General features: G+C 69.5%; 23 protein-coding genes and 1 pseudogene. 8 read left to right on the top strand and 16 right to left on the bottom strand.

The genetic code is table 11. The features are described from left to right. The first annotated feature begins 265 nt into the window (after positions 1-265). Genes JJ685_RS15225 through JJ685_RS15205 form a run of 5 tightly spaced genes read left to right on the top strand, consistent with a single transcriptional unit; the run spans position 266 to position 5,080 of the window. Positions 266-1,294 carry an ABC transporter ATP-binding protein gene (locus JJ685_RS15225; protein ID WP_201675113.1) on the top strand — a complete coding sequence of 343 codons (1,029 nt, stop codon included), beginning with the start codon at positions 266-268 and terminating at the stop codon, positions 1,292-1,294. Between the two features lie 31 nt (positions 1,295-1,325). Next, positions 1,326-2,597 carry an ABC transporter substrate-binding protein gene (locus JJ685_RS15220; protein ID WP_201675112.1) on the top strand — a complete coding sequence of 424 codons (1,272 nt, stop codon included), beginning with the start codon at positions 1,326-1,328 and terminating at the stop codon, positions 2,595-2,597. A 10-nt stretch (positions 2,598-2,607) separates the two neighbouring features. Continuing rightward, complete coding sequence (locus JJ685_RS15215) at positions 2,608-3,492, top strand: ABC transporter permease (RefSeq protein WP_201675111.1); 885 nt, start codon at positions 2,608-2,610, stop codon at positions 3,490-3,492. Positions 3,493-3,500: 8 nt separating this feature from the next. Then, positions 3,501-4,397 carry an ABC transporter permease gene (locus tag JJ685_RS15210; RefSeq protein ID WP_201675110.1) on the top strand — a complete coding sequence of 299 codons (897 nt, stop codon included), beginning with the start codon at positions 3,501-3,503 and terminating at the stop codon, positions 4,395-4,397. Beyond that, a complete protein-coding gene (locus JJ685_RS15205; RefSeq protein WP_201675109.1) occupies positions 4,397-5,080 on the top strand; it encodes an aspartate/glutamate racemase family protein in 684 nt (227 codons plus the stop codon). Before JJ685_RS15210 ends, JJ685_RS15205 begins: the two co-directional genes overlap by 1 nt. Before the next feature lie 109 nt (positions 5,081-5,189). Here the strand turns inward: JJ685_RS15205 and JJ685_RS15200 are convergent, their stop codons facing one another. From JJ685_RS15200 to JJ685_RS15170, 7 genes and pseudogenes are all read right to left on the bottom strand, one after another. Then, positions 5,190-6,170 carry an ABC transporter ATP-binding protein gene (locus JJ685_RS15200; RefSeq protein WP_201675108.1) on the bottom strand — a complete coding sequence of 327 codons (981 nt, stop codon included), beginning with the start codon at positions 6,168-6,170 and terminating at the stop codon, positions 5,190-5,192. Next, positions 6,167-7,222 (bottom strand): ABC transporter ATP-binding protein, encoded by a 1,056-nt coding sequence (locus tag JJ685_RS15195; protein WP_201675107.1) that lies wholly within the window; start codon positions 7,220-7,222, stop codon positions 6,167-6,169. The genes JJ685_RS15200 and JJ685_RS15195 overlap by 4 nt, the downstream gene beginning before the upstream one ends. Then, a complete protein-coding gene (locus JJ685_RS15190; protein ID WP_201675106.1) occupies positions 7,222-8,106 on the bottom strand; it encodes an ABC transporter permease in 885 nt (294 codons plus the stop codon). The genes JJ685_RS15195 and JJ685_RS15190 overlap by 1 nt, the downstream gene beginning before the upstream one ends. A 1-nt stretch (position 8,107) precedes the next feature. Further along, entirely contained in the window at positions 8,108-9,055 is a 948-nt protein-coding gene (locus JJ685_RS15185) for an ABC transporter permease (RefSeq protein ID WP_201675105.1), read from the bottom strand. Between the two features lie 3 nt (positions 9,056-9,058). Then, positions 9,059-10,669, bottom strand: a complete 1,611-nt coding sequence (locus tag JJ685_RS15180) for an ABC transporter substrate-binding protein (protein WP_201675104.1) — start codon at positions 10,667-10,669, stop codon at positions 9,059-9,061. A 178-nt stretch (positions 10,670-10,847) separates the two neighbouring features. Beyond that, positions 10,848-10,958 (bottom strand): annotated as a pseudogene (locus JJ685_RS15175) (aldehyde dehydrogenase family protein); the annotation flags it as partial. Positions 10,959-11,027: 69 nt separating this feature from the next. Beyond that, a complete protein-coding gene (locus tag JJ685_RS15170; protein WP_201675103.1) occupies positions 11,028-11,210 on the bottom strand; it encodes a DUF3606 domain-containing protein in 183 nt (60 codons plus the stop codon). Between the two features lie 594 nt (positions 11,211-11,804). Between JJ685_RS15170 and JJ685_RS15165 the strand changes: the two genes are divergently transcribed. Together JJ685_RS15165 and JJ685_RS15160 are read left to right on the top strand one after the other, a co-directional pair. Beyond that, entirely contained in the window at positions 11,805-12,770 is a 966-nt protein-coding gene (locus tag JJ685_RS15165; protein ID WP_201675102.1) for an amidohydrolase family protein, read from the top strand. A gap of 111 nt (positions 12,771-12,881) precedes the next feature. Then, positions 12,882-13,460: a S1C family serine protease gene (locus JJ685_RS15160; RefSeq protein WP_201675101.1), complete on the top strand. Its 579-nt coding sequence runs from the start codon at positions 12,882-12,884 to the stop codon at positions 13,458-13,460. Positions 13,461-13,613: 153 nt separating this feature from the next. Here the strand turns inward: JJ685_RS15160 and yjfF are convergent, their stop codons facing one another. The 5 genes from yjfF to JJ685_RS15135 are packed head-to-tail and all read right to left on the bottom strand — an operon-like array spanning position 13,614 to position 19,620. Beyond that, the gene (gene yjfF / locus JJ685_RS15155; RefSeq protein ID WP_408015472.1) at positions 13,614-14,642 is read right to left on the bottom strand and encodes a galactofuranose ABC transporter, permease protein YjfF; all 1,029 of its coding nucleotides are present in this window, start codon (positions 14,640-14,642) and stop codon (positions 13,614-13,616) included. Next, on the bottom strand, positions 14,639-15,685 hold the full coding sequence (locus JJ685_RS15150; RefSeq protein WP_201675099.1) for an ABC transporter permease: 1,047 nt from the start codon (positions 15,683-15,685) through the stop codon (positions 14,639-14,641). Before JJ685_RS15150 ends, yjfF begins: the two co-directional genes overlap by 4 nt. Continuing rightward, positions 15,682-17,184 carry a sugar ABC transporter ATP-binding protein gene (locus tag JJ685_RS15145; RefSeq protein WP_201675098.1) on the bottom strand — a complete coding sequence of 501 codons (1,503 nt, stop codon included), beginning with the start codon at positions 17,182-17,184 and terminating at the stop codon, positions 15,682-15,684. Before JJ685_RS15145 ends, JJ685_RS15150 begins: the two co-directional genes overlap by 4 nt. Continuing rightward, positions 17,184-18,146 carry an ABC transporter substrate-binding protein gene (locus tag JJ685_RS15140; protein WP_201675097.1) on the bottom strand — a complete coding sequence of 321 codons (963 nt, stop codon included), beginning with the start codon at positions 18,144-18,146 and terminating at the stop codon, positions 17,184-17,186. Before JJ685_RS15140 ends, JJ685_RS15145 begins: the two co-directional genes overlap by 1 nt. Positions 18,147-18,183: 37 nt before the next feature. Then, positions 18,184-19,620, bottom strand: a complete 1,437-nt coding sequence (locus JJ685_RS15135; protein ID WP_201675096.1) for an aldehyde dehydrogenase family protein — start codon at positions 19,618-19,620, stop codon at positions 18,184-18,186. 112 nt (positions 19,621-19,732) lie between these two features. On the opposite strand from JJ685_RS15135, the gene JJ685_RS15130 reads away from it, so the two are divergent. Further along, positions 19,733-20,695, top strand: a complete 963-nt coding sequence (locus JJ685_RS15130; RefSeq protein ID WP_201675095.1) for a LysR family transcriptional regulator — start codon at positions 19,733-19,735, stop codon at positions 20,693-20,695. Between the two features lie 11 nt (positions 20,696-20,706). Here the strand turns inward: JJ685_RS15130 and JJ685_RS15125 are convergent, their stop codons facing one another. Genes JJ685_RS15125 through JJ685_RS15110 form a run of 4 tightly spaced genes read right to left on the bottom strand, consistent with a single transcriptional unit; the run spans position 20,707 to position 24,242 of the window. After that, positions 20,707-21,627 carry a dihydrodipicolinate synthase family protein gene (locus JJ685_RS15125; protein ID WP_201675094.1) on the bottom strand — a complete coding sequence of 307 codons (921 nt, stop codon included), beginning with the start codon at positions 21,625-21,627 and terminating at the stop codon, positions 20,707-20,709. A 7-nt stretch (positions 21,628-21,634) separates the two neighbouring features. Further along, a complete protein-coding gene (locus JJ685_RS15120) occupies positions 21,635-22,606 on the bottom strand; it encodes an aldose epimerase family protein (RefSeq protein ID WP_201675093.1) in 972 nt (323 codons plus the stop codon). Further along, positions 22,603-23,481 carry an SMP-30/gluconolactonase/LRE family protein gene (locus tag JJ685_RS15115; RefSeq protein ID WP_236599010.1) on the bottom strand — a complete coding sequence of 293 codons (879 nt, stop codon included), beginning with the start codon at positions 23,479-23,481 and terminating at the stop codon, positions 22,603-22,605. Before JJ685_RS15115 ends, JJ685_RS15120 begins: the two co-directional genes overlap by 4 nt. Beyond that, complete coding sequence (locus JJ685_RS15110) at positions 23,478-24,242, bottom strand: SDR family NAD(P)-dependent oxidoreductase (RefSeq protein ID WP_201675092.1); 765 nt, start codon at positions 24,240-24,242, stop codon at positions 23,478-23,480. The genes JJ685_RS15115 and JJ685_RS15110 overlap by 4 nt, the downstream gene beginning before the upstream one ends. Positions 24,243-24,279 lie beyond the last annotated feature (37 nt).

The raw sequence follows: 24,279 nt of genomic DNA, 5'->3' as shown, positions 1-24,279 counted from the left end.
CATACCTTTTCGTTCCAACCCATTGGGCCTTAGGGATCATTCCATGTCCCGCCCCCGTTTCGTGCAGGCCGGCCCGCTCGCCGGGCTGCGTCCCGACGAGCTCGCGCCGCGCTGAGGCCGGCGCCGTCCTGCGGGCCTCGCGCACCGAGTCGTGCCGCCGGCGCGAGCCAAACCGGCGCACAGGCGCCCCGGCGCACCATGCGTGTGCCGCGCGCAGCCTCTAGCGGGCCCCGGAGGCTGGCACACGAACTGCATCTGACCGCGCATGGATGCAGCCACGGCCGCCATCGTCCAGGCCATCGAACTGGTCGCGGTCACCAAACGCTATGCCTCCGGGGCGCCTCCTGCGGTCGAGGCGATCGACCTGCGCATCCCTTCGCGCAGCTACTGCTGCCTGCTCGGGCCTTCGGGCTGCGGCAAGTCGACCACGCTGCGCATGATCGCCGGCCACGAGAGCGTCACGTCCGGCGACATCCTGCTGGAGAACCGCAACATCACGCGCCTGCCCGCCGCGGCGCGCGGCACGGCGATGATGTTCCAGAGCTTCGCACTTTTCCCGCACCTCTCCGCGCTCGACAATGTCGCCTTCAGCCTCAAGGTGAAAGGCGTGCCGCGCGCCGAGCGGCACCGGCGCGCCGCGGAACTGCTGGAGCGGGTGGCGATGTCCGCGTTCGCGCAGCGCAAGCCCGGCGAGCTCTCGGGCGGTCAGCAGCAGCGCGTGGCGCTCGCCCGAGCCCTGATCACCGAGCCGCGGGTGTTCCTGCTCGACGAGCCGCTGTCCGCGCTCGATCCCTTCCTGCGCGTACAGATGCGCACCGAGCTGCGGCGCTGGCAGAGGGAGCTGGAGCTCACCTTCATCCACGTCACGCACTCGCAGGAGGAGGCGATGGCGCTGGCCGACAACATCGTGGTGATGAACCACGGGCGCGTGGAACAGGTGGGCGCGCCGCGCGACATCTACAACGCGCCGGCCACGGAATTCATCGCCCGCTTCCTCGGCGGGCACAACGTGATCGCCACCGCCCAGGGCCGCGTCGCCGTACGCAGCGACCACCTGCGCGTCGGGCGCGACCGGTTCGGCGCGCCGGGCGCGCCGACGCTGGCGGCGACCGTCACCGACATCGAATACCAGGGCTGCTACGTGCTGCTCGGGCTGCTGTCGCAGGACGCGGCCGGCGACCGCCCGCTGTGCGCGATGCTGCCCGAAGCCGAGTATCTGCGGCACCAGTACCTGCCGGGCGAGCCCGTGCACCTGGGCTGGCACGCCCACCAGGCGCACGCACTGGCCCGCTGAAGCGATCCCAAGTCCAAGAAGGAGAACCGCCATGTCCCACGATCCGCGCGACAAGACTTCGGGCCTGCAGCGCCGTGCGCTGCTGCAAGGCACGGCCGGGATTCTGGCCACCGGCCTCGCTCCGGCCATCCATGCCCAGGGCAAGCCCGTGCTGCGCTACCTGGGCACGGCGGTGAACCAGGACAAGGAGATCGCCGAGAAGTTCAAGGCGGATACCGGCATCACCATCCAGTACGTCGCCGTCACGACCGACGACGTCACCAAGCGCGCCGTGACCTCGCCCAACAGCTTCGACCTGCTGGACACCGAGTTCTTCTCGCTCAGGAAGATCGTGCCGACGGGCAACCTGAAGGGCATCGACACCAAACGGGTGAAGAACGCGTCGAAGATCACCTCGCTCTTCACGCGCGGCGAAGTCGACGGCAAGAAGGTCGGCGACCAGGGCACGGCGCCCAAGAAGGTGATCTTCCTCGAAGGCGAGAAGAGCAAGGCCTTCGCCAAGGAGCCGACGCAGTGGATGTCGCTGATCCCGACCACCTACAACGCCGACACGCTGGGCATCCGCCCCGACCTTATCAGGCGCCCGGTCACCACCTGGGCCGAGCTGCTCAACCCGGAGTTCAGAGGCAAGGCCTCGATTCTCAACATCCCTTCGATCGGCATCATGGACGCGGCGATGGTCGTCGAGTCCCTGGGCAAGTACAAGTACCCCGACAAGGGGAACATGACGAAAAAGGAGATCGACCTCACGATCGCGACGCTGATCGAGGCCAAGAAGGCAGGCCAGTTCCGCTCGCTGTGGAAGGACTTCAACGAGTCGGTCAACCTGATGTCCTCCGGCGAGGTGGTGATCCAGTCGATGTGGTCGCCGGCCGTGACCGCGGTGCGCACCAAGGGCATAGACTGCGTCTACCAGCCGCTCAAGGAGGGCTACCGCGCCTGGGCCTCGGGCTTCGGCCTGCCGGCCACTCTCGGCGGCGCGAAGCTCGACGCCGCCTACGAATTCATCAACTGGTTCCTGGACGGCTGGGCCGGCGCCTATCTCAATCGCCAGGGCTACTACAGCGCGGTGCTGGAAACGGCAAAGCAGAAGATGGAACCCTACGAGTGGGCCTACTGGATGGAAGGCAAGCCCGCCGCGCAGGACATCAAGAGCCCGCACGGCGAGCTGCTGGCCAGGGCTGGGTCGGTGCGCGACGGCGGCAGCTACGAGCAGCGGATGGGCGGCATCGCGTGCTGGAACGCCGTCATGGACGAGAACGAGTACATGGTCCGCAAATGGAATGAATTCGTTGCGGCCTGAAGCTCCGGGGATGAAGGCAGCGCGGACGGTGGCAGCCTGGTGGCAGGCAGCCCCGTTCGCTGCCGTCTTCCTGCTGTTCTTCGTCGTCCCGCTGGCATTGGTGCTGGCGGTGAGCTTCTGGCGCTTCAACGAGTACGAGCTGCTTCCGGCCTTCACGCTGCAGAATTACCTCACCCTCTTCCAGGGCTGCGGCGCGCTCAACGAGCGGGGTGACCTGTGCGTCACCCTGGCGACCTACCTCTCCACGCTCAAGTTCTGCCTGCTGGTGTGGGGCATCACCCTGGTCCTGGGCTTCTCGGTGGCCTACTTCCTGGCCTTCCACGTGCGCTCGCCCTTGGTGCAGACCGTGCTGTTCGTTCTGTGCACGGTGCCATTCTGGACCTCCAACGTGATCCGCATGATCTCCTGGGTGCCCCTGCTGGGTCGCAACGGCCTGGTCAACCAGTTCCTGCTCGGCGCGCACCTGGTGGAGCAACCCGTGGAATGGCTGCTGTTCTCGCCCTTCTCCGTGGTGCTCGCCTTCGTGCACCTCTACACCATGTTCATGATCGTGCCGATCTTCAACAGCATGATGCGCATCGACCGCAGCCTGCTGGAGGCCGCGTCAGACGCCGGCGCCTCCGCCTGGCAGACCCTGTGGAACGTCGTCGTGCCGCTGTCGCGCACGGGGATCCTGATCGGCTCGATCTTCATCGTGACCATCGTGATGGGCGACTTCGTGACCATCGGCGTCATGGGCGGCCAGCAGATTGCCTCGGTGGGCAAGGTGATCCAGGTGCAGACCTCCTACCTGCAGTTCCCGCTGGCGGCGGCCAACGCGGTGCTGCTCCTGGCCGTCGTGTTGGCGATCATCTGGGCGCTCACGCGCCTGGTGGACCTGCGGCGCGAACTCTGAGACACCCGATGCCCCTCCCGCTCTCCCACGCCCGCGCACCCGGCTTCTGGCCCCTGGCCATCGTGTTCGCGCTGTTCGTCACCTTCCTCTACGGCCCGATGGCCACCATCCTCGTCCTGAGCTTCCAGGGACCGGAGGGTGGACTGACCTTCCCCCTGCGCGGGGTGTCGCTGCACTGGTTCCGCGAGCTCGCCCGGGGTCTGGGCGCGGTGGACATCGCCTCGGCCTTCCGCCGCTCGCTGCTGCTGGGAGCGGCCGTGATGGCGCTCACGATCGTGCTGTCGCTGCTCGCGGGGCTGGCGTTTCGCAAGAGGCTGCGCGGCGGCGATGCGCTGTTCTACGTGGCGGTCGCGAGCCTGATCATGCCGTCGATCATCGTGTCGCTGGGCATCGGGCTGGAGTTCCGCCTGCTCGACTCCGGACTGAAGGCGATGCTGGGCGCGCTCGGCGCCGAGGCGACGCTGGAGAACTACGGCACGGCGCTGGGGCTGCTCACCTCGGCGCTGGCAGCCCATCTCACATGGACGCTGCCCTTCGGCCTGCTGATCATGTTCGCCGTCTTCAACCGGTTCAACCCGGCGTACGAGGAGGCCGCGCGCGACCTCGGCGCGACGCCCTGGCAGGCCTTCTCGCAGGTGGTGCTGCCCCTCATCGCGCCCTCGGTGGTCGGCATCGGGATGTTCGGCTTCACCCTCAGCTGGGACGAGATCGCCCGGACCTCGCAGGCGATCGGCGACGTGAACACCCTGCCGCTGGAACTCCAGGGGCTGACGTCCACCGTCACGACGCCGGCGATCTACGCGCTCGGGACCGTGACCACGGTCGTTTCCCTGCTGGTGATGGGGGCCACCGTGGCCCTGGCCCTCTGGCTGGGGCGGCGGCAGAAGCGCGGACGCGTGGCCTGATGCGCGAGCTGCTCGTGATCAACCCGAACACGTCAGAGGGCATCACCCGCCTGCTGCGGGGGCACGTGCAGGCGAGCCTCGGTGCCGGGATTCGCGTTCGCGCGGTCACGGCGCCCTTCGGCGCGCCCTATATTTCCGGCGAGGCGAGCTGCGCCGTGGCGGGACACGCCGTGCTCGAGGCGTGGCAGGCCGCTCGCGTCGAGGCGGCGGCACCGCCGGCCGCCGTGCTGCTCGGATGCTTCGGCGATCCGGGCCTGTTCGCCCTGCGCGAGATCTGCGGGGTGCCCGTGGGTGGCCTCGCGGACGCATCGTTCTGCGAGGCGGCGCGCCTCGGCCGCTTTGCCGTGGTCACCGGCGGCGCGCGCTGGAAACCGATGCTGGATCGTCTGGCGCAGGGTCTCGGCTACGCGGGTGCGCTGGCCGGCGTCTACACCGTGGCCGCCAGCGGCCCGGAACTGGCGGCGGAGCCGCGGGCCGCGCACGCACTGCTGGCGCAGGCCTGCCGCGACGCGGCGCGGCAATCCGGCGCCAGCATCGTCGTACTCGGGGGCGCGGCACTCGCCGGCATGGCGGACAGCCTTCAGCCCGCGTTCGACGGCATCCTGATCGACAGCGTGGCGGCCGGAGCCCGCTGGGCTGCCGCGGCGGTTCAGGCGGGTACGAAGGCAGGCGACGCCACATAGCGGACAGGGATCAGGCGCTGACGGCAGCGCTGCTGACAAGATCAACAAGATCACGCTGCACCAGGTGCATCTGGCGCGCACGGGCGCGCCGGGAAAGCAGGGCGCGCGGCTATGCCGACAGCGACAGCGGCTGCAGCGGCGCCCAGCACGCCACGCCCGGGCCGTCGTCGAACGCAGGCGGCTGCACGCTGCAGGCACGCTGCGCCCTCCCGCAGCGCGGCGCAAACGGGCAGCCGGCCACCGGCACGGCAAGGTCTGGCGGCGCCCCCGGGATGGCAGGCAGCGGCCGCCCGCGCGGGGCGGCGTTCACGCTGGCGCCCAGCAGCCCGGCCGAGTAGGGGTGGCGCGGCGCCTTCACCACGCGCTCCGCCGGGCCCTGCTCCACGATGCGGCCCGCGTACATCACGGCGAGCCGGTCCGAGACCTCCACGGCCGCACCGATGTCGTGCGTCACGAAGATCACCGCCATGCCAGTCTCCCGCTGCAACTCGCGCAGCAGCAGCAGGATCTGGATCTGCACCGTTGCGTCCAGCGCGGTGGTGGGCTCGTCCGCCAGCAGCAGCTTCGGGCGGCAGGCCAGCGCCAGCGCGATCATCGCCCGCTGCCGCATCCCCCCGGACAGTTCGTGCGGGTAAGCGTCGTAGCGGCGGCGCGCCTGCGGGATCTGCACCCGGTCCAGCATCTGCAGCGTGCGATGGCGCGCGATGGCGCGGTCGACGGGCTCGTGCGCGCGGACGGCCTCCGCGATCTGCGCCCCCACGCTGTACACCGGGTCGAACGCGAGCCCGGGCTCCTGGAACACCATGGACACGGTGCCGCCGCGATAGCGCTGCAGGCCGCGTCCCCGCAGGGCGAGCACGTCCTGGCCGTCGACGAACATCCGTCCCGACACGCGGGTGCGAGCCTCCGGATGCAGGCGCAGCAACGCGCGCAGAGTCACGCTCTTGCCGGAACCCGACTCGCCGAGCAGGCCCAGCACCTCGCCGGGGCGCACCTCGAAGCTCACGCCGTTCAGCGCGTGGGCACTGCGCGCGCCGGTGAAGGCGAGGTGCAAGTCGCTGACCTGCACGACCGGGGTGGGCAAGGTCATGCAGCACGCTCCGGCGGCACGGCTTGCGGGTGATCCGAGGCAGGGTCGTTCAGGTGGCAGGCGGCCTGCGCGCCCTCCCCCACCGGCAGCAGTTGCGGCGTGCGCGTCGCGCACACGGCTGCCGCGCGCGGGCAGCGGTCGCGGAAGCGGCAGCCGCTCGGCGGCGCGATGGGATTGGGCGGGTCGCCCGCCAGCGGCGCGCGCTCGGTGCGACACGCCGGGTCCATGGAGGGCACCGCCGACAGCAACGCCGCGGTGTACGGATGGCGCGGCCGGCGAAACAGCGCGTCCACCGGCCCGATCTCCACGACCTGCCCGAGGTACATCACCAGCACGCGGTCGCTCAGGTACTGCACGACCTGCAGGTCGTGCGAGATGAAGCAGTAGGTCAGGCCGCGCTCCTCCTTGAGTTCCTGCAGCAGATTGAGCACCTGCGCCTGCACCGACTTGTCCAGCGCCGCGACGGCCTCGTCCAGGATCAGCAGTCGCGGCTCGAAGGCGAGCGCGCGGGCAATGTTGACGCGCTGGCGCTGCCCCCCGGAGAGCTCATGCGGATAGCGGTACGCGATCTGCGCCGGCTCGAGGCCCACCCGCGCCAGCAGTCCGCGGGCGCGCTCCAGGGCTTGCGCCGCAGGCAATCCGTGCACGCGCGGCCCGTAGGCGATCGTCTCGACGACCGGCAGGCGCGGATTCAGCGAGGCGAAGGAATCCTGGAACACCATCTGCAGCTTGCGGCGGAACTCGCGCAGCGCGATGCCGCCAAAGGTGCCCACGCCCTCACCGTCGAAGACCAGTTCGCCGGCGTCCGCCGGCAGCAGGCGGGCCAGCAGTCGCGCCGTGGTGGACTTTCCGCAGCCGGACTCGCCGACGATGCCGAGCGTCTCGCCTTTGGCCACGTCGAAGCTGACGCCATCGACCGCATGCACGTGGCGCGCCTTGCCGCTCCAGAACGCGCCCCGCAACGGGAAGCGCTTCACCAGCCCGCGGGCCGACAGCAGCGGCTGGGCGGGGCCGCCACGGTCCGCCGGCGATATCGGCGCCAGGGAATTCATCAGCGGATCTCCATGGCGGAACGCAGGCCGTCGGCCAGCAGGTTGGACGCGATGGAGGTGGCGAAGATCATCACCCCCGGCAGCGCCGCGACCCACGGATTGGTGAAGATCGCAGCGCGCAAGGTGTTGAGCATCAGGCCCCACTCCGGCTCCGGCGGCTTGACGCCCAGGCCGAGGAAGGACAGGCCGGAGCCGAGGATCATGCTGACGCTCACCAGGCCGGTCGCATAGACGAACACGGGCCCGAGCACGTTAGCCAGGACGTGCACGCGGACGATGGACAGCGCCCCCGCGCCGCTCATGCGCGCGGCCTCCAGGTAGTCGAGGCGGCGCACCTGCGTGGTGGCGCTTTCCGCCACGCGCACCACCTGCGGCACGAACACCAGCGTGAGGGCGATCATGCTGTTGGACAGCCCCGGCCCCATCGCCCCGGAGATCGCGACGGCCAGCAGCACGGACGGAAACGCATAGAACACGTCGAGCGTGCGCATCACCACCGTGTTGAGGCGTCCGCCGATGTAACCCACCAGCACGCCCAGGGTGGTGCCGATCCCGAACGCGAGCGCGACCGGCAGCACGCCCATCAGCAGCGACAGCCGGCCGCCGTACATCAGGCGGGCCAGCAGGTCGCGGCCGAGTTCGTCGGTGCCGAGCAGGTGGCCGGGACTGCCGACGGCCTGCAGCCGCCGCAGCATGCTGGCCTTGTACGGATCCGCCGGAGCCAGCCAGGGCGCAAGCAGCGCTGCCAGCACGATCGACAGCAGGACCAGCGCAGCGGCCATGGCGACCCGGTCCCGCAGCAGCGCGCGCAGCACGCCGCGCCAGTAGCTCGGGACCGGCGCAGCTGCCGGCGCGAGCGGGGGAGTCAGCACCAGGGTATTCATGTCAGTGGCGCGCCATGCGCGGATCGAGCAGCGGCTGGAGCAAGTCCACCAGCAGGTTCAGCAGCACGAAGAACATGCACAGCACGAGGATGGTCCCCTGCAGCAGCGGCAGGTCGCGCTGGAAGATCGCGGTGTTCAGCAGGAAGCCGGTGCCCGGCCAGGCGAACACGGTTTCCACCAGGATGGAACCGCCCATGAGGTAGCCGATCTGCAGCCCGGCGACAGCGAGAACGGTGGGCGCGGCGTTCTTCGCGACATGCAGGGACACGCGCGCCGCCGGCAGCCCGCGGGCGTGCAGGGCGATGACGAACTCCTGCTGCAGGGTCTCCGCGACCAGCGCGCGGACCGTGCGCGTAACGATGCCGAGGGGGATCACCCCGAGCGTGACGGCGGGCAGCACGAGGTGCTTCACGTGCTCCGCGTCCCAGGCCCAGCCGTCCCCAGCGCCGGCGCCCATCGCGGGAAAGAGGCCGAGCCACACGGAGAATACGATCGTGAGCACCATCCCGAGCCAGTAATGCGGGATGCTGACGCCGATCACGGAGAGCACCGTCGCCGCGCGGTCGACCACGCTGCCGGACCGTGCGCCCGCCAGCGCGCCGAGCACGCATCCCAGCACCACGCCCACCAGCGACGCGGCGCCCGCCAGCACCAGGGTGTTGCCGACGGCCGCCAGCACTTCGTCCAGCACGTGGCGGCCGGTTGCGATGGAACTGCCCAGGTCGCCGTGCAGGGCGCGCCAGAGCCAGAGGCCATATTGCACCGGCAGCGGGCGATCCAGCCCGTAGGCGGACTTGAGCCCGTCGATGGCTTCCTTGGTCGCGTCGGCCGGCGCGATCGCGTTGAGCGGATCGCCCGGCGCGATCTGCACCAGCAGGAAAGCGATGACCGTGACGCCGAAGGCGATGGGCACGGCATACAGCACGCGTCGGACCAGGTAGGCCAGCATGCGCTACATGCCGATCGTGGTCAGGTCCTGGAACCAGTGCTGCGCCTGCACGAAGCTGCGGACCCTGGGCGACAGCGCGTGCGGGTTGGTGTCGTGCACCACCCAGAGCATCAGCGCGTCGTCCACCATCTGCTGGTGCACGGTGGCGAGCAACTGGTCCTGCGCCTTCGTGTCGAAGGTCGTGCGGATCCTGTCGATCGTGGCGTTGACCTTCGGGTTGTCGTAGTAGCCCCAGTTCACGCCATTCGGCGCCGCGTACTTGGCGTAGGCGAAGCGGGTGAGCGCGTAGAAAGGATCGGCGGTGACGTAGCCGAGGTTGATGGCGGTGATGCCCTTGCCTCCGTTCATGTCGGCCTTGGCGCCGGAGCGCCAGTGCAGGTAAAGGTTCTCGAGTTCGACCACCTCGAATTCGAGCTGCACGCCGATCTCGGCCAGGCTTTGCTGCACAAATTCGTTCATCGGCAGCGACAGCATCTGGCCGGTTCCCCCCTGCGCGATGATCACCTTGGCCTTCAACGGCTTCGACGGGCCGTAGCCCGCCTGTGCCATGAGGGCACGCGCCTGCGCGAGGTCATACTTGATCTGGAACGCAGGCTTGCCGTACCAGGGACTCGTCCTGTCCAGCTGCCCCGAGGCGGGCTGGGCCAGGCCGTTGAGCAACTTCACCACGGCGTTCCGATCGATCGCGAGGTTGACCGCCTTGCGCACGCGGATGTCGGCCCAGGGCGAGCCGGGCAAGGTGCTGAAGTGATAGGGCCAGACGTGGGGCGTCACGTTCTGCACCAGCTTGAAGCCGCGCGAGGAGAGCTGCGGCATCATGTCCGGCGGCGGCGTCTCGATCAGGTCCACCTGGCCATTGAGCAGCGCATTGGCCCGCGTGATGGCGTCCGGGATCGGCAGCAGCACGATGCGGTCCGTCTTCGCGACGCGGCTCTTGTCCCAGTAGCCTGCGTTCTTCACCAGCTCGGCGCGTTCGCGCGGCACCAGCTTGTCGAGCCGGAACGGGCCCGTCCCGGAAGGCTGCGAGGCGAACCTGTTCCAGTCGTGCCCGACCTTCTCCCACTGCGCGGGACTGCTCATGAGGAACCACGGCAGCTCGTACGGGAACAGCGCGTTGACCTCTTTGGTGGTGATCTCCACCGTGAAGTCGTCGACCTTGCGCCAGGAGGCGATGGAGGGGATGCGCGGCTTGACCTGGGCGGCCTGCTTCGCATCGAACTGCGGCGACTTGTCGTTGAGGACCTTCTCCAGGTTCCAGAGCACCGCGTCCGCAGTGAAGGCCGAGCCGTCGTGGAACTTCACGCCGTGGCGCAGGGCGAAGCGCCAGACCTTCTGGTCGCTGGGGTCCACCTTCCACTCCGTGGCCAGGCCGGGCACCAGCTTGCCGGGCCGGTCGCCTATGTTGGCTTCCCAGGCCACCAGCGGGTCGTACAGCGTGTGGCCGGTGAACTGATAGGCGCCGGCGCCGCGGTCCGGCTGCCCCGTCGTCATCGGGATGTCGGCCATGGAGATGCCATAGCGCGCCACCGTTTCGGCGAACACGTCGACGTGGAGCGCGAGGGCCAGGGGGGCGGCGAACAACCAGGGGGCCAGGCGCGCCCGGAAATGGATCATGCGGTGACTCCGGAATGAAGGTTCCGGCGCACTGCATACAACGTGCCAGCGGTCGCGCGGCAGATGGAGCTTGTCGCTGCTCCCGAATTGGGGCGCGTGCACCAGATTGCACGCGGTCGCACCCCAAAGTGAGAGGAGCACAGCGGCCCACAGAAGCACCGACTTCCTCCACTGCATCCCCCTTCCCAAGGGGAATGCCCGACACCCCGCCCTTGACGGCTTGATCGAGATCGGCGTCATCAAAGACGATGTTGGGCGACTTGCCTCCCAGCTCGAGCGTCACCGCGCGTTGAGCATCCCTTGGTACACAAGTCGGCTTCAGTGCTTGAGGGCACCGACGGTGTAACCAGGCGCACCCTTATTCTTTCAGTGCGCGCTCGACCTTCTGCCGCGAGTTGCCCACGCTCTTGACCGCGCGCTTTACATCGGAGGCTGAAGCGCCAGCCTTCTTGGCGGAATAGCGCACCTCGTGTTCCTGTTCGCCCGCCACCTTGGCGCGATCCTGGGCACGTCCCCGCGTGGACTTCGTCGTGGTTGCCATGAACTGCTCCCAACTGTTGTGCATGTGGTAGAGCATGCCTCCGAGAATGGCGGAGCTCCGCAGGAAAGCCTTGTCGGCTCGCGTCAGAAAAGATCTCCCGCGTGCGCCTGCCAACCCAAACTGTGCGTAGCCCGGTAAGAATGAGCCACGGCAACTACAGACCAAGCGGAGTTGAAGCGGGCCGTAGTCGACTCTGCCCTCCGCCTCGGCGAGAACTCCGTCCCGGGCGAGTTCCGTCACGCGCGTGGCGCTCCCGGCTGCCGAGCCCCGGCAGCTACGACTTCGTGTGCGACAGCTTCTGCGGCGACCATCACGAGGAGATGCACGGCCGCATGATCATCGAGTCCTGAAGCGGCGCTTTCCTTCCACCTTCTTTGCGGTCGGCGCGGCGCTGGCAGCCTGGAACACGATCTTCCTGATTTGGCAGGCGCAATGGAAGGGCAGCAGGCGAAGCTCTTTACCTGCCTCGCCTGGGGCGAAATAATGCTGGCGCTCGAAGCCGGTCAGGCAGGAAGATCCGTCGCCGCGGTCGCGCCTGCGCCCCAGGGAGGCGTGCTGCTTGCAGGGTCCGCACTCCAACCAGGAGGGAACACGATGACAACCAGACGTGATGTCTTGCTTGGTGCGATCGCCGCGAGTGCGGTGTCGCGAGCGCGATGGGCCATCGCCGGGCCTTCGCAACCCTCCACACCGGTCAACTTCGCCATCCCGCCCGGCGCGTGCGATTGCCATACGCACATCCACGGTGATCCCGCAAGATTCCCGTGGTTCGATGGGCGCGTCTACACGCCCGAGCTCGCCTCGCCCGAGGAGATGAAGGCGCTGCATCAGGCGCTTCACATGCAGCGCGTGGTGATCGTCACACCGAGCGTCTACGGCACCGACAACGCTGCAACGCTCTTCGGAATGAAGGCGCGCGGATCGGACGCGCGGGGAGTCGCCGTGATCGGCCCGAACAACTCCGATGCAGAGCTCGATGCGATGGCAAAGGCGGGCGTTCGCGGCGTGCGCGTGAACCTCGCGACCGGCGGCATCAACGATCCGGAGGAGGCGAAGCGGCGCTTCAACGCCGCAGTCAATCGTGCGAAGGATCGTGGCTGGCACGTCCAGGTCTACACGAATGCCTCGATGATTCCTCTCATCAAGGAAACGTTTGTCGCGGCTCCCGTCCCGGTCGTCTTCGACCACTTCGGCGGCATCCAGGCAGCGGCAGGTCTGCAGCAGCCCGGATTCCCGGAGCTGGTCGGACTCGTGAAGTCGGGCAATACCTACGTGAAGATCTCGGGAGCGTATCGCGCCTCGACGCTTGCCCCGAACTACGACGACGTCGTTCCCTTCGCGAAGGCCCTGATCGCGGCGAACCCGGATCGCATCATCTGGGGAACCGACTGGCCGCATCCGGATTCCGTCACGCCGCCGGGAAGGAAGACAAGCGACGTCACACCGCTGCTGCAGATCGATGATGGAAGGCTGCTGAACCAGTTGGCCGTGTGGGAACCGGACGCGGCCGTCCGCAAGCGGATCCTGGTCGACAATCCCGCACGGCTCTACAAGTTCTAGCTTACCGCGCAACGCTTTCGCTCAGTTCGCCAGCGGACTGCCCGAGTGGCGAGGCTTCCCTGCCCGCCCGGCCAGTGGCCCTTTGCCCGTCACCGGCGCACGATGCGGTGCATGAACGACACCCCTCACTCCCACCCGCAACTGGCCGATGCGGTCGAACGCGTCAAACCATCGGTGGTCGCGGTCCGCTGCCGGCGCGTCGGCACCGCGAGCGCGTTCGCCTGGCGTGCAAACGTCCTGGTCACCGCGGCGAACGCCGTCGGTCACGCGAGTCGCGTGCAACTCGTTCTGCCGTCGGGCGAGGCGGTCGCGGGGGAGGTGCGCGGTATCGACCCGGCCACCGACCTTGCCGTGGTGGGCAGCGACGCCACGGTGCCCGTGGTCGAGCGACGCATGGCTTCGGGACCGCGCGTCGGGGATTTCGTGTTCGCCGTCGGCCGCGAAGCATCGAGCTTGCTGCACGCGAGCTTCGGCCACATCGGCGCGGTCGCCGGCGCGTGGCGCGCCTGGCGCGGCGGCCAGGTGGACCGTCTCATCCGGCTGGACGGCGGCCTGTATCCCGCGCACGTCGCCGCGGCCTCGCGCGCAGCACCTGGCCCAGGGCACGGACGATTTCCATGGCCACCGCCCGCCCGCCCCAAGCTCCGCTGCAGACATCGGTTTCGCTCGCGACGGTCCAAATGTCGGTAGGTGCAGCCAGGACAGCGAGCGCCGCGGGATGCCACTGATCGTGCTTGCGCAGGTTCTGCGCCTGCACCTCCGCCATCGTCGTGGCGCGTTGTTGCACACAGCCGCTGCTGCCACGGGGCCCCGGCATCCGTGGCCGTCGAACACGTCGCCGGCTCAGGCGCCCGGCCGCTTCGCCTCGAACAGCCGCTGCAGCAGGCAGAACACGAACAGCAGCCCGCCGATGGCGATGCGCGTCCACCACGAGCTCAGGCTGCCGTCGAACATGATCAGCGTCTGGATGATGCCGAGCATCAGGACGCCGAACAACGTGCCGAACACGTAGCCGACCCCGCCGGACAACAGCGTCCCGCCGATCACCACCGCGGCGATCGCGTCGAGCTCCAGCCCCACCGCGTGCAGCCCATACCCGGAAAGCATGTAGAACGTGAACACCACGCCGCCCAGCGCGGAGCAGAAGCCGCTGAAGGCATACACGCCGACCAGGGTGGAGCGGACCGGCAGCCCCATGAGCCGGGCCGACGACTCGTTGCCCCCGATCGCGTACACGGTGCGGCCGAACTGGGTGAAGTGCGCCACGTAGGTCCCCAGGGCCACCATCGTCAACGCGATCACGGCGCCGACCGAAATCGACGCCTCGGCCCACACCGGGATCCGCGTCTGCGAGACGGCGCTGTAGAAGTCGTTGGCGATGCTGATGGAGTCGATGCTGATCAGGTAGCACAGCCCGCGCGCCAGGAACATCCCGGCCAGCGTGACGATGAAGGGCTGCAGGCGGAAGCGTTCGATCAGGAAACCCATAGTGGCGCCGAACCCCGTGCCCAAGGCCAGCACCAGCGGGATGACCGCCATCGGACTCCAGTGGTGGCGCTCCACCAGCTGCGCCGACACCATGGTGACCAGGGCGATGACCGCGCCGACGGACAGGTCGATGCCGCCGGAGACGATCACGAAGGTGAGGCCGACCGCCACGACGCACAGGAAGGCATTGTCGATCAGCAGGTTCAGGAAGACCTGCGCCGAGAAGAAGCCGGTGTACAGCACGGAGCCCAGCGCCGCCATCGCCAGGAACAGCGTGACGGTCACCAGCAGGGGCACGTACTTGCGGTCCAGCCGGCGCCGACGCGGTTCGGCATCGGGCGGCGGGGCCGCCTGCTCCGTCTGCAGGCTCAGGTTGGCGCTCACCCGGCCTCCTGCGAGGGCAGCGGCCGGCGGGCCCATTGCGCCAGGGTGAGCCGGAACTCGGGCGACTGCAGCAGCATGACAGCGAACACCACCGCCGCCTTCACAACCAGGTTCACCTCCGGCGGCACCCCCATCGAGTAGATCGCATAGGTCAGCGTCTGGATCACCAGCGCGCCGATCGCGCTGCCCGCGAGGCTGAAGCGCCCGCCGGTCAGCGAAGTGCCGCCCAGCGTCACCGCCAGGATCGCATCCAGTTCCATCAGCAGGCCGGCGTTGTTGCCGTCCGCGCTCTTGACGGTGGAGCTCACGATCAGGCCGGCGATTCCGGCGCACAGGCCGCAGAACACGTAGGTCCAGAAGGTGATGCGCCGGGCCGGCAGGCCGGCGACGTGCGCCGCCGCCGGATTGATGCCTACTGCTTCGATGAACAGGCCGAGCGCCGTGCGTCGCACCAGCGCCAGCAGCGCGGCGAACACCGCCGCCGCCAGCAGGAAGGGCACCGGCAGCCCCGCCAGGTAGCCGTTGCCGATCGCGAAGTACGGCGCGTAGTACACGGTGATGATCTGTCCGTTGGTGATCAGCTGCGCGATGCCGCGGCCGGCCACCATCAGGATCAGGGTGGCGATGATCGGCTGCATGCCGAGGCCGGCCACCAGCGCCCCGTTCCACGCGCCGCACAGCATCGCGACGCCCAGCGCGCAGGCGATCGCCAGCGGCATCGGGAAGCGGCTCACGTAGCTGCTCACGCCGTCGTGGATCACCAGCGAGCCGCCGATCATCCACGCGGCGACGCCGGCGGAAATGGCCACCACGGCCCCGACGGAGATGTCGATGCCGCGGGTGGCGATGACCAGGGTCATGCCCAGCGCCACCAGGGCGAGCGGCGCCGCGCCCTTGAGGATGTCGACGAGGCTGCCATAGAGATGCCCGTCGCGCACCGTGATGCGGATGAAGCTCGGGTTGAAGGCGGCGTTCACCGCCAGCAGCAGCACCAGCGTGACCACCGGCCAGAACAGGCGGTGCCGCCACGGCGCCACGTTCATGCCTCCTCCGCGATCAGGCGGTACACGTCCTGCTCCTGGCCGCCGGCGGGCAGTTCGCCCACCTTGTGCCGATCGCGCAGCACGGCGATGCGGTGCGAGACGCGCACCACTTCGTCGATCTCCGAGGAGATGAACAGCACCGCCATGCCCTCGCCCGCCAGCCGCAGGATCTCGTCCATCACCTCCTGCTTGGCGGCGACGTCGATGCCCCGGGTGGGCTCGTCCAGGATCAGCAGGCTCGGCTGCGTGGCGAGCCAGCGCGCGAGCAGCGCCTTCTGCTGGTTGCCGCCGGAGAGCTGCGCGATCGGCGCGTCCAGACTCGCGGCCTTGATGCCGAGGGCGCGCACGAGGCCCTCCGCCAGCCTTTGCTGCTCCTGCGCGCCCAGGTTCCGGAGCACGCCGCGGCGCGCCTGCAGCGCCAGCACGATGTTCTCCCGCAGCGACAGGTCGCTGACGATGCCGTGCGTCTGGCGGTCTTCGGGCAGAAGGCCCATGCCGAGGGCGACGGCCTGCCTCGGCCGATCCACGCGCACAGGGGCGCCGCGCACGCGCAGTTCTCCCTTGTCGGCACGCTCCAGGCCGAACAGCAGGCGCGCGAGCTCCGTGCGCCCGGAGCCGAGCAGGCCGGCCAGGCCCACCACCTCGCCCGCGCGCAAGGCGAGATCGGTCGGGTGGACCACCCCCTTGCTGCCCAGGCCGCGCAGCTCCACCAGCGCCTCGCCCCCGGCCGCGGCCGCCGGTGCGGGCGCCGCCTCGCGCCGCGCCGCCAGCTCGCGCCCGACCATCGCGGCAACGAGCGCCGGCGCGCTCAGGTGTTCCGCGCGATATTCGCCGACGCGCTCGCCGTTGCGCAGCACGGTGATCCGGTCCGCGATGGCGTACACCTGCTCGAGGAAATGCGTGACGAACAGGATGGCCATGCCTTCGTCGCGCAGTCGGCGCAGCACCGCGAACAGGCGCCGCACCTCGTCCTCGTCGAGGCTGGAGGTGGGCTCGTCGAGCACCAGCACCCGGGCGTCGACGCTCAGCGCGCGTGCGATGGCCACCATCTGCTGCACCGCCATCGGGTAGGCGGAGAGCAGGCGGCCCACGTCGATGTTCACGTTCAGGCGCGCGAGCAGGGCGCGCGCACGATCTTCCATGGTCCGCCACGCGATCGTGCCCCACCGGCGGGGATAGCGGCCCGCGAAGATGTTCTCCGCCACCGACAGGTTGGGGCAGAGGTTGACCTCCTGGTACACCGTGCTCACGCCGAGCCGCTGCGCCTCCAGCGGCGAGCGCGGGCGGACCGCCTCCCCGGCGATGCGGATCGTGCCCGCGTCGGCCGGGTACACCCCGGTGAGCACCTTGATCAGCGTCGACTTGCCGGCGCCGTTCTGCCCCATCAGGGCGTGGACCTCGCCGGCCTGCAGGCGCAGGTCCACCCCGGCGAGCGCGCGCACGCCGAGGAAGGACTTCGAGATGCCGGCCAGCTCCAGCACCGGCTGCGCGGGCGTCATCAGTACTTGCGCTTCGGGAATTCCTTCGCGGCGGACTCCATCGGGAAGACGGTTTCCTCGGTCACGATGCGCTTGGGCACCGTCTTGCCGGCCACCACGTCCTGCACCGCCTTCATCAGCTGCGGGCCGAGCAGCGGGCTGCATTCCACGCTGACGTTCAGCTTGCCGGCCATCATGGCCTCGAAGGCGCCCTTGACGGCGTCGATGGACACGATCTTGATGTCCTGCCCGGGCTTGAGGCCGGCCTCCTCGATCGCTTGAATGGCGCCGATGGCCATGTCGTCGTTGTGCGCGTAGAGCACGTTGATCTTCTTCGGGTCCGCCTTCAGGAAGGCCTGCATGACCTCCTTGCCCTTGGCGCGGGTGAAGTCGCCGGTCTGCGAACGGACGATCTTGTACTGCGGCTTGCCCTTGATCACTTCCTCGAAGCCCTTCTTGCGGTCGATCGCCGGCGCGGAGCCCACGGTGCCCTGCAGCTCCACGATGTTCACCTCGCCGCCCTTGACGTTGTCCACGAGCCAGCGGCCGGCCTTGCGGCCTTCCTCCAGGAAGTCCGAGCCCATGAAGGTCACCCACAGCGAGTCGTCCTTCTCGTTGACGGCACGGTCGGTCAGGATCACGGGAATCTTCGCCGCCTTGGCTTCGCGCAGCACCGTGCCCCAGCCGCTTTCCACGACCGGCGAGAAGGCGATCACGTCGACCTTCTGCGCGATGAAGGAGCGGATGGCCTTGATCTGGTTCTCCTGCTTCTGCTGCGCGTCGGAGAACTTGAGTTCGATGCCCGCGTCCTTGGCGGCCTGCTTGATGGACTCGGTGTTGGCGGTGCGCCATTCGCTCTCGGCGCCGATCTGGCTGAAGCCGAGCACGATCTTCTTCTGCTGCGCCAGCACGGAAAGCGGCAGGCCGGCGGCAAGGGCGAGGGCGGCGGTGCTGGTCAGGGCGGCGCGGCGGCGGTTCATCATGGTGTCGACTCCTTTGCGTGGTCGGTGGGAAAGGTGGTCAGGCGCACAGGTAGGCGGTCTTCATCGTGGTGAAGAACTCCGACGCGTGGCGCCCCTGTTCGCGGGAACCGAAGGCGGAGGCCTTGCGACCGCCGAACGGGACGGGATCGTCGACGCCGGCCGTCGGCAGGTTGGCCATGACGGTTCCGGCGCGGGCGTGGCGGCGAAAGTGGGTCGCGTGCTTGAGGGAGCTCGTGCAGATGCCCGCGCACGGGCCGTCGGGCGACTCGTTGGCCAGCGCGAGCGCCTGTTCATAGTCGGCCGCGCGCAGCACCATCGCGATCGGCCCGAAGGCCTCGTCGCGCAGCGCGCGCTGGCCGACTGCGGCGAGGAACAGGGCCGGCGCCATGAAGTGGCCGCGGGTGCGCCGCTGCAGCAGCTCGCCGCCGCACACGTGCTCGGCGCCCTGCGCGCGCGCGACGTCCAGGTAGGACAGGTTGCCGTCCAACAGGGCACGGCTCGCCACCGGCCCGATGTCGGTGCCGCGCTCCTCGGCGTGCCCCACCTGCAGCTGCCGCATGCGCTGCCGCAGCTTCTGCACGAAGGCTTCGTGCACCCCGGCCTCCACGATCAGGCGGCGCGACGCCGTGCAGCGCTGGCCGGTGGAATGGAAGGCCCCCTGCAGCGCGCATTCCACGGCGCGGTCGAGGTCGGCATCGGCCAGCACCACCAGCGGGTTGCGGCCACCCGTTTCGAGCTGCACCTTCGCGCCTCGCGCGGCCGCCTGCTGCAGCACGTGCCGGCCGGTCGCCTGGGATCCCGTGAAGGTGATCGCATCCACCCCGGGGTGTTCGGCCAGCACACGCCCCACCTGGCGGCCGCTGCCGTTGACCAGGTTGAACACGCCCGCCGGCAGACCGGCGCGCGCGAGGATGTCCGCCAGCGCCCAGCCGCAGGCGGCGACGAGTTCCGCCGGCTTGAACACCACGGTGTTGCCGAAGGCCAGCGCCGGGGCGATCTTCGAGGCCGGATGCGCGAACGGGAAATTCCAGGGAGCGATCACCGCCACCACGCCGAGGGGCTCGCGCGTGACGTCGACCTCGATGTCGGGCCGCACGCAGGCGAGCTTCTCGCCCGGGATGCGCAGCGCCTCGCCGGCGAAGAACCGGAAGATCTGGCCGGCGCGCGCGACTTCGCCGACGGCCTCCGGCAGGGTCTTGCCCTCCTCCCGCGCCAGGAGGCTGCCGAGTTCGTCCCGGCGCGCGAGCAGTTCGGCACCCACGCTGTCGAGCACGTCCGCGCGGCGCTGCGGCATGCTGCGCGACCAGTTCGGGAACGCCTCGCGCGCGGCCTCCACGGCGGCCTCGGCCTGGCGCCCATCGGCCCGGGCGTAGTCCGCCACGGGCGCGGACAGGTCCGACGGGTTCTCGCTGGTCGCGGTCGTGACGCCGCCTTCCCAGTGGCCGTTGATGAAGTTCTTGAGGACCGCGCGCATCTCCAGGGTGCCCTCCGCTGCGGATCGGGGCCGGATACTAGGGCGAGCAGGGATATGCGACCAATCTTGTTTCGGCACACTGCGATGCTGGAATCGGCATTCAGGAAAACCCGTGGTCAACTACTCGCACTGGTTCATCCGCGCGCGCCTGAAGACGCGGCAGCTCCTTCTGCTGGTCGCCCTGGACGAGGAAGGGAACATCCACCGCGCGGCCGAGGTGCTGTCCATGACGCAGCCGGCCGCCTCCAAGCTGCTGAAGGACCTGGAGGACGTGCTGGGCGTGCCGCTGTTCGAGCGGCTGCCGCGCGGCATGCGCGCCACCGTCTACGGCGAAGCCATGGTGCGCCACGCGCGCACGGCGCTGACCAGCCTCAACCAGGCGCACGACGAAGTGCAGGAGCTCAAGGCGGGGCGCTTCGGCCAGGTGAACATCGGCGCGATCACCACGCCCGGGATCATGCTGCTGCCCGAGGCGATCGCCCGGGTGAAGCAGGCGCACCCCCGGCTGCGCGTGTCCCTGCAGGTGGAAACCAGCGACGTGCTGATGGAGCGCATGGCGCAGGGGCGCATCGACATCGGCGTGGCGCGCCTGTTCGCGCAGCACGACAAGACCGCGCTGCGCTTCGAGGCGATGGCCGAGGAGCCGGTGGTGGCGATGGTGCGGCCCGGGCACCCGCTGCTGGAGATGGACCGGCTGACGCTGCGCGATCTGAACGGCTGGGGCTGGATCGTGCCCCCCGAAGGCAGCGTGCTGCGCCACCGTTTCGACCTGATGTTCCGGGAGGAGAGCCTGGAGGCACCGGCCAACCTGATCGAGAGCGGCGCCCTGCTGTTCGTCACCAAGATGATCGCGCAGGGCGACATGATCGGCCTGGTGGCGGGCGAGGTGGGCCGCTACTACGAGAGCCACAACCTGGTGGCGGTGCTGCCGATCGACCTGCCCTGCCAGATGGACGCCTTCGGACTGATCACGCGCACCGACCGCGCGCTGTCCCCGGCCGCACGCGTGATGCTCGCTGCGATCCGCGCGACGGCGGCGGAGTTGTACGGCGTTCCACTGGAAGCGGGAGTGTGAAGGGTCGCGCGCTAGTGTCCCCAGCGCAGCACCAGGGGGTCCAGCCGCTTCGCCTGCGCGAGCAGTCCCTCCCGCACGGCCGGGTGCATCGCCGGGAAGGGGTGCCGCGGCGCCTCGCACTCGATGATGCCGCCGGCCTTCATCAGCGCCTTGGCCGTCAGGATGCCGCCCTGGCGGTTCTCGTAATTGATGAGGGGCAGCCAGCGCTCGTAGGCCCGGGCGGCGTCCTCGCGCCGCCCCGCCTGCCATGGATCCAGGATCGTGCGGATGCCGTCCGGGTAGCCGCCGCCCGTCATCGCGCCGGTCGCGCCCGCCTCCAGGTCGGGCAGGAGGGTGATGCCCTCCTCCCCGTCCCACGGCCCCTCGATCGCCTCGCCGCCGAGCCGGATCAGCTCGCGCAGCTTGCTCGCCGCACCGGCCGTCTCGATCTTGAAGTAGGCGACGTGCTCGAGCTCGCGCGCCATGCGCGCCAGGAAGGCCGCGGACAGCGGAGTTGCCGCCACGGGCGCGTCCTGGATCATGATCGGGATGGCTATGCGGTCCGACAGCCGCGCGTAGAACTCGTGGATCTTCTCCTCGCCCACGCGCAGCGTCGCGCCGTGGTAGGGCGGCATCACCATCACCATGGCCGCGCCCTGTTCCTGCGCGCGGCGGCTGCGCGCCGCGCAGACCTCCGTGCTGAAGTGGGTGGTCGTGACGATCACCGGCACGCGGCCCGCGACGTGCCCGAGGATCGCGCGCGTGAGCACCTCGCGTTCCTCGTCGGCCAGCAGGAACTGCTCGGAGAAGTTCGCCAGGATGCACAGCCCGTTCGAGCCGGCATCGATCATGAAGTCCACGCAGCGCTTCTGGCTGGCGAGGTCGAGCAAGCCATCCTCGCGGAAGGTGGTGGGCACCACCGGGAATACGCCCTGGTAACGCTGCGGGTGCATGAGGGTCTCAGAGGTGGGTGAAGCGGTAGAGGGTCGTGCTGCGGAAGGTCTCGCCGGGGCGCAGCAGCGTCGAGGGGAAATCGGGGCGGTTCGGGGAGTCCGGGAAGTGCTGGGTCTCCAGGCACAGGCCGCTGCGGTGCGCGAGCCCGGCCACGCTCCCGTCCAGGAAGTTGCCGGAATAGAACTGCAGGCCGGGCTCCGTCGTATGGACCTCCATCGCGCGCCCGGAGCCAGGATCCTCCAGCCGGGCGACGCAGCGCAGCCCCTCGCCGTCCAGCAGCCAGTTGTGGTCGTAGCCGCCGGCGCGGCGCAATTGCGGGTGCGACTCTCCAATGCGCGCGCCGATCGCCGCCGGCTCGCGGAAATCGAAGGGCGTCCCGGCCACCGGTGCGACCTCCTGGGGGATCAGCCCTGCATCCACCGTGCAATAGCGCTGCGCCGCGATCCACAGGCGGTGGCCAAGGATGTCGCCGCCGCCGGCCAGGTTGAAGTAGGCATGCTGGCTCAGGTTCACGACGGTCGCGCGCTCGCTACGCGCCTCGTAGTCGATCCGCCATTCGTTCGCGGAGGTCAGCGCGTACTGCACGCGCACGTCCAGTCGCCCCGGGAAGCCCTGGTCGCCGTCTTCGCTCGTCAGGCGCAGTTCCAGGGCGGAAGAAGAGATCTTCGCGAGCTCCCACATCCGCCTGCCGAAGCCCTCCGGCCCGCCGTGCAGGGTGTGGGCGCCGTCGTTCAGCGGCAGCCGGACCACCTGGCCCTCGAGCGTGAAACAGCCCCGCGCGATCCGGTTGGCGTAGCGGCCGACGATCGCACCCAGGTGAGGATGCGGCCGCGCATAGTCCTCCGGCGCAGGCAGCCCCAGCACCACGCCCGTGCTACGGCCCTGGCGGTCCGTCAGGCGCAGCGCGGTCACGCTGCCGCCTTGGGCGACGGCGGACAGCGACAGCCCCGCCTCGTTGGCGATCGTCCAGACCTTCATCGCGCCAGCACGAAGCGAGATTCGGGCAGCCCATGCCAGCGGGTCGTCGCCGCGAACACGCCGCCGGCGTGCGGCTCCTCGCGCAGGCGTTCCCGGGCCAGCCCGCCGCGCGCCGAGGTCACGTAGAGCGTGTCGAGCGCCGGGCCTCCGAACGCGGGACACGTCGGGCGCGACACCGGCAGGGCGATACGCTCCGTCGGCCGGCCGTCGCGGTCGTAGCGCACGACGCAGCGCCCCTCCCATTGCGCATTCCAGAGGCTGCCTTCCGCGTCGATGCAGGAGCCGTCGGGATAGCCCTCGTCGGCGCCCAGTTGCACGAACACGCGCGGCGTGCCGATGCGCCCGTCCGCGCCGTACGCCAGCGACCAGATCGTGCGCGTCGGCGAATCGGCGTAGTACATGGTCGCGCCATCGGGGCTGAAGCAGATGCTGTTGGCCACCGCCGCCGCGGGCAGCGCCAGCCGCTCCACCCGCAGGTCCGCATGCACGCGGTAGATCCCGCCGATGCCTTCCTCCTTCGGGTTGTACATGCCGAACACGAAACGGCCCTGCCGGTCGCAGCGGCCGTCGTTGATGCGGGTGGCGGGTTGATCCGCCTCCACCGGGGTCACGGCCGACAGCGACGCGTCGGCGGTGTCGAACACCGCGATGCCCGAGGCCAGCCCCAGGAGCAGCCTGCTGGCGCTGCCCGCGCAGAACGCGAAGCTGCCCACGCGCTCCGGCAACTGCCAATCCCGCACGCTGCCGTCGGCCTGCAGCCGGCAGATCTTCGAGCCCTCGATGTCGGTCCACCAGAAGGCCTGCGCCTGCTCGCACCAGAGGGCGCACTCGCCCAGCCGGTCGCCCGCGTCGACGGCGAGCCTGACCGCGCTCAAGTCCAGCCTCCATCCACCACGAAATCCTGCGCCGTGCACATGGCGCTGTCGTCCGCCGCGAGGAACAGGGCCATGTGCGCGATGTGCCGCGGCATCAGCGCCTGCTGCAGGCACTGGCCGCGCGCGATCTCCGCCCGCCCTTCGTCGGTGACCCAGAGGCGCAGCTGCTTCTCCGTCATCACCCAGCCCGGCACCAGCGTGTTCACGCGGATGTTGAAGGGCCCGAAGTCGCGCGCCAGGCTGCGCGTGAGGCCCTGCACCGCCGCCTTGGAGGTGGTGTACGCCGGCATGCCGCCCTGCTTGAGCTTCCAGCTGATGGAACCGAAGTTGACGATGGAGCCGCCGCCCTCCTGCTTCATGTCGACGGCCACGTTGCGCGCCGCGAAGAACTGGTGCTTCAGGTTCACGGCGACGGCCTTGTCCCAGTAGTCCGGCGTGGTGTCCTCGATCTTGTGGCGCTGGTCGTTGGCCGCGTTGTTCAGCAGCACGGTGACGGGGCCGAAGCGCTCGCGCACCGCCGCGATCGCCTGTTCCAGCGCCGCGATGTCCGTGAGGTCCGCCTCGACGAAGAGGGGCGCGTGCCGGCTGCCCTCGAGCTCGCGCGCCAGCGCGAGGCCCGGCGCGAGCGCGATGTCGATGAAGCCCACCTTCGCGCCCTGCTCCGCGAACTCGCGGACCAGCGTCCCTCCGATGCCGGTCGCGCCGCCGGTGACGAGGACCGTGCGGTCGACGAGGCTCGGGTAGCGGGCGAACCGGCTCATGGCAGCTCCCGGATCAGGAAAAGGCCGCGATTATGTA

Source organism: Ramlibacter monticola, from assembly GCF_016722785.1.
Lineage (GTDB): Bacteria > Pseudomonadota > Gammaproteobacteria > Burkholderiales > Burkholderiaceae_C > Ramlibacter > Ramlibacter monticola.
Note: the sequence above shows the minus strand (reverse complement) of the source record. Positions and strands in the feature narration are given on the sequence as shown.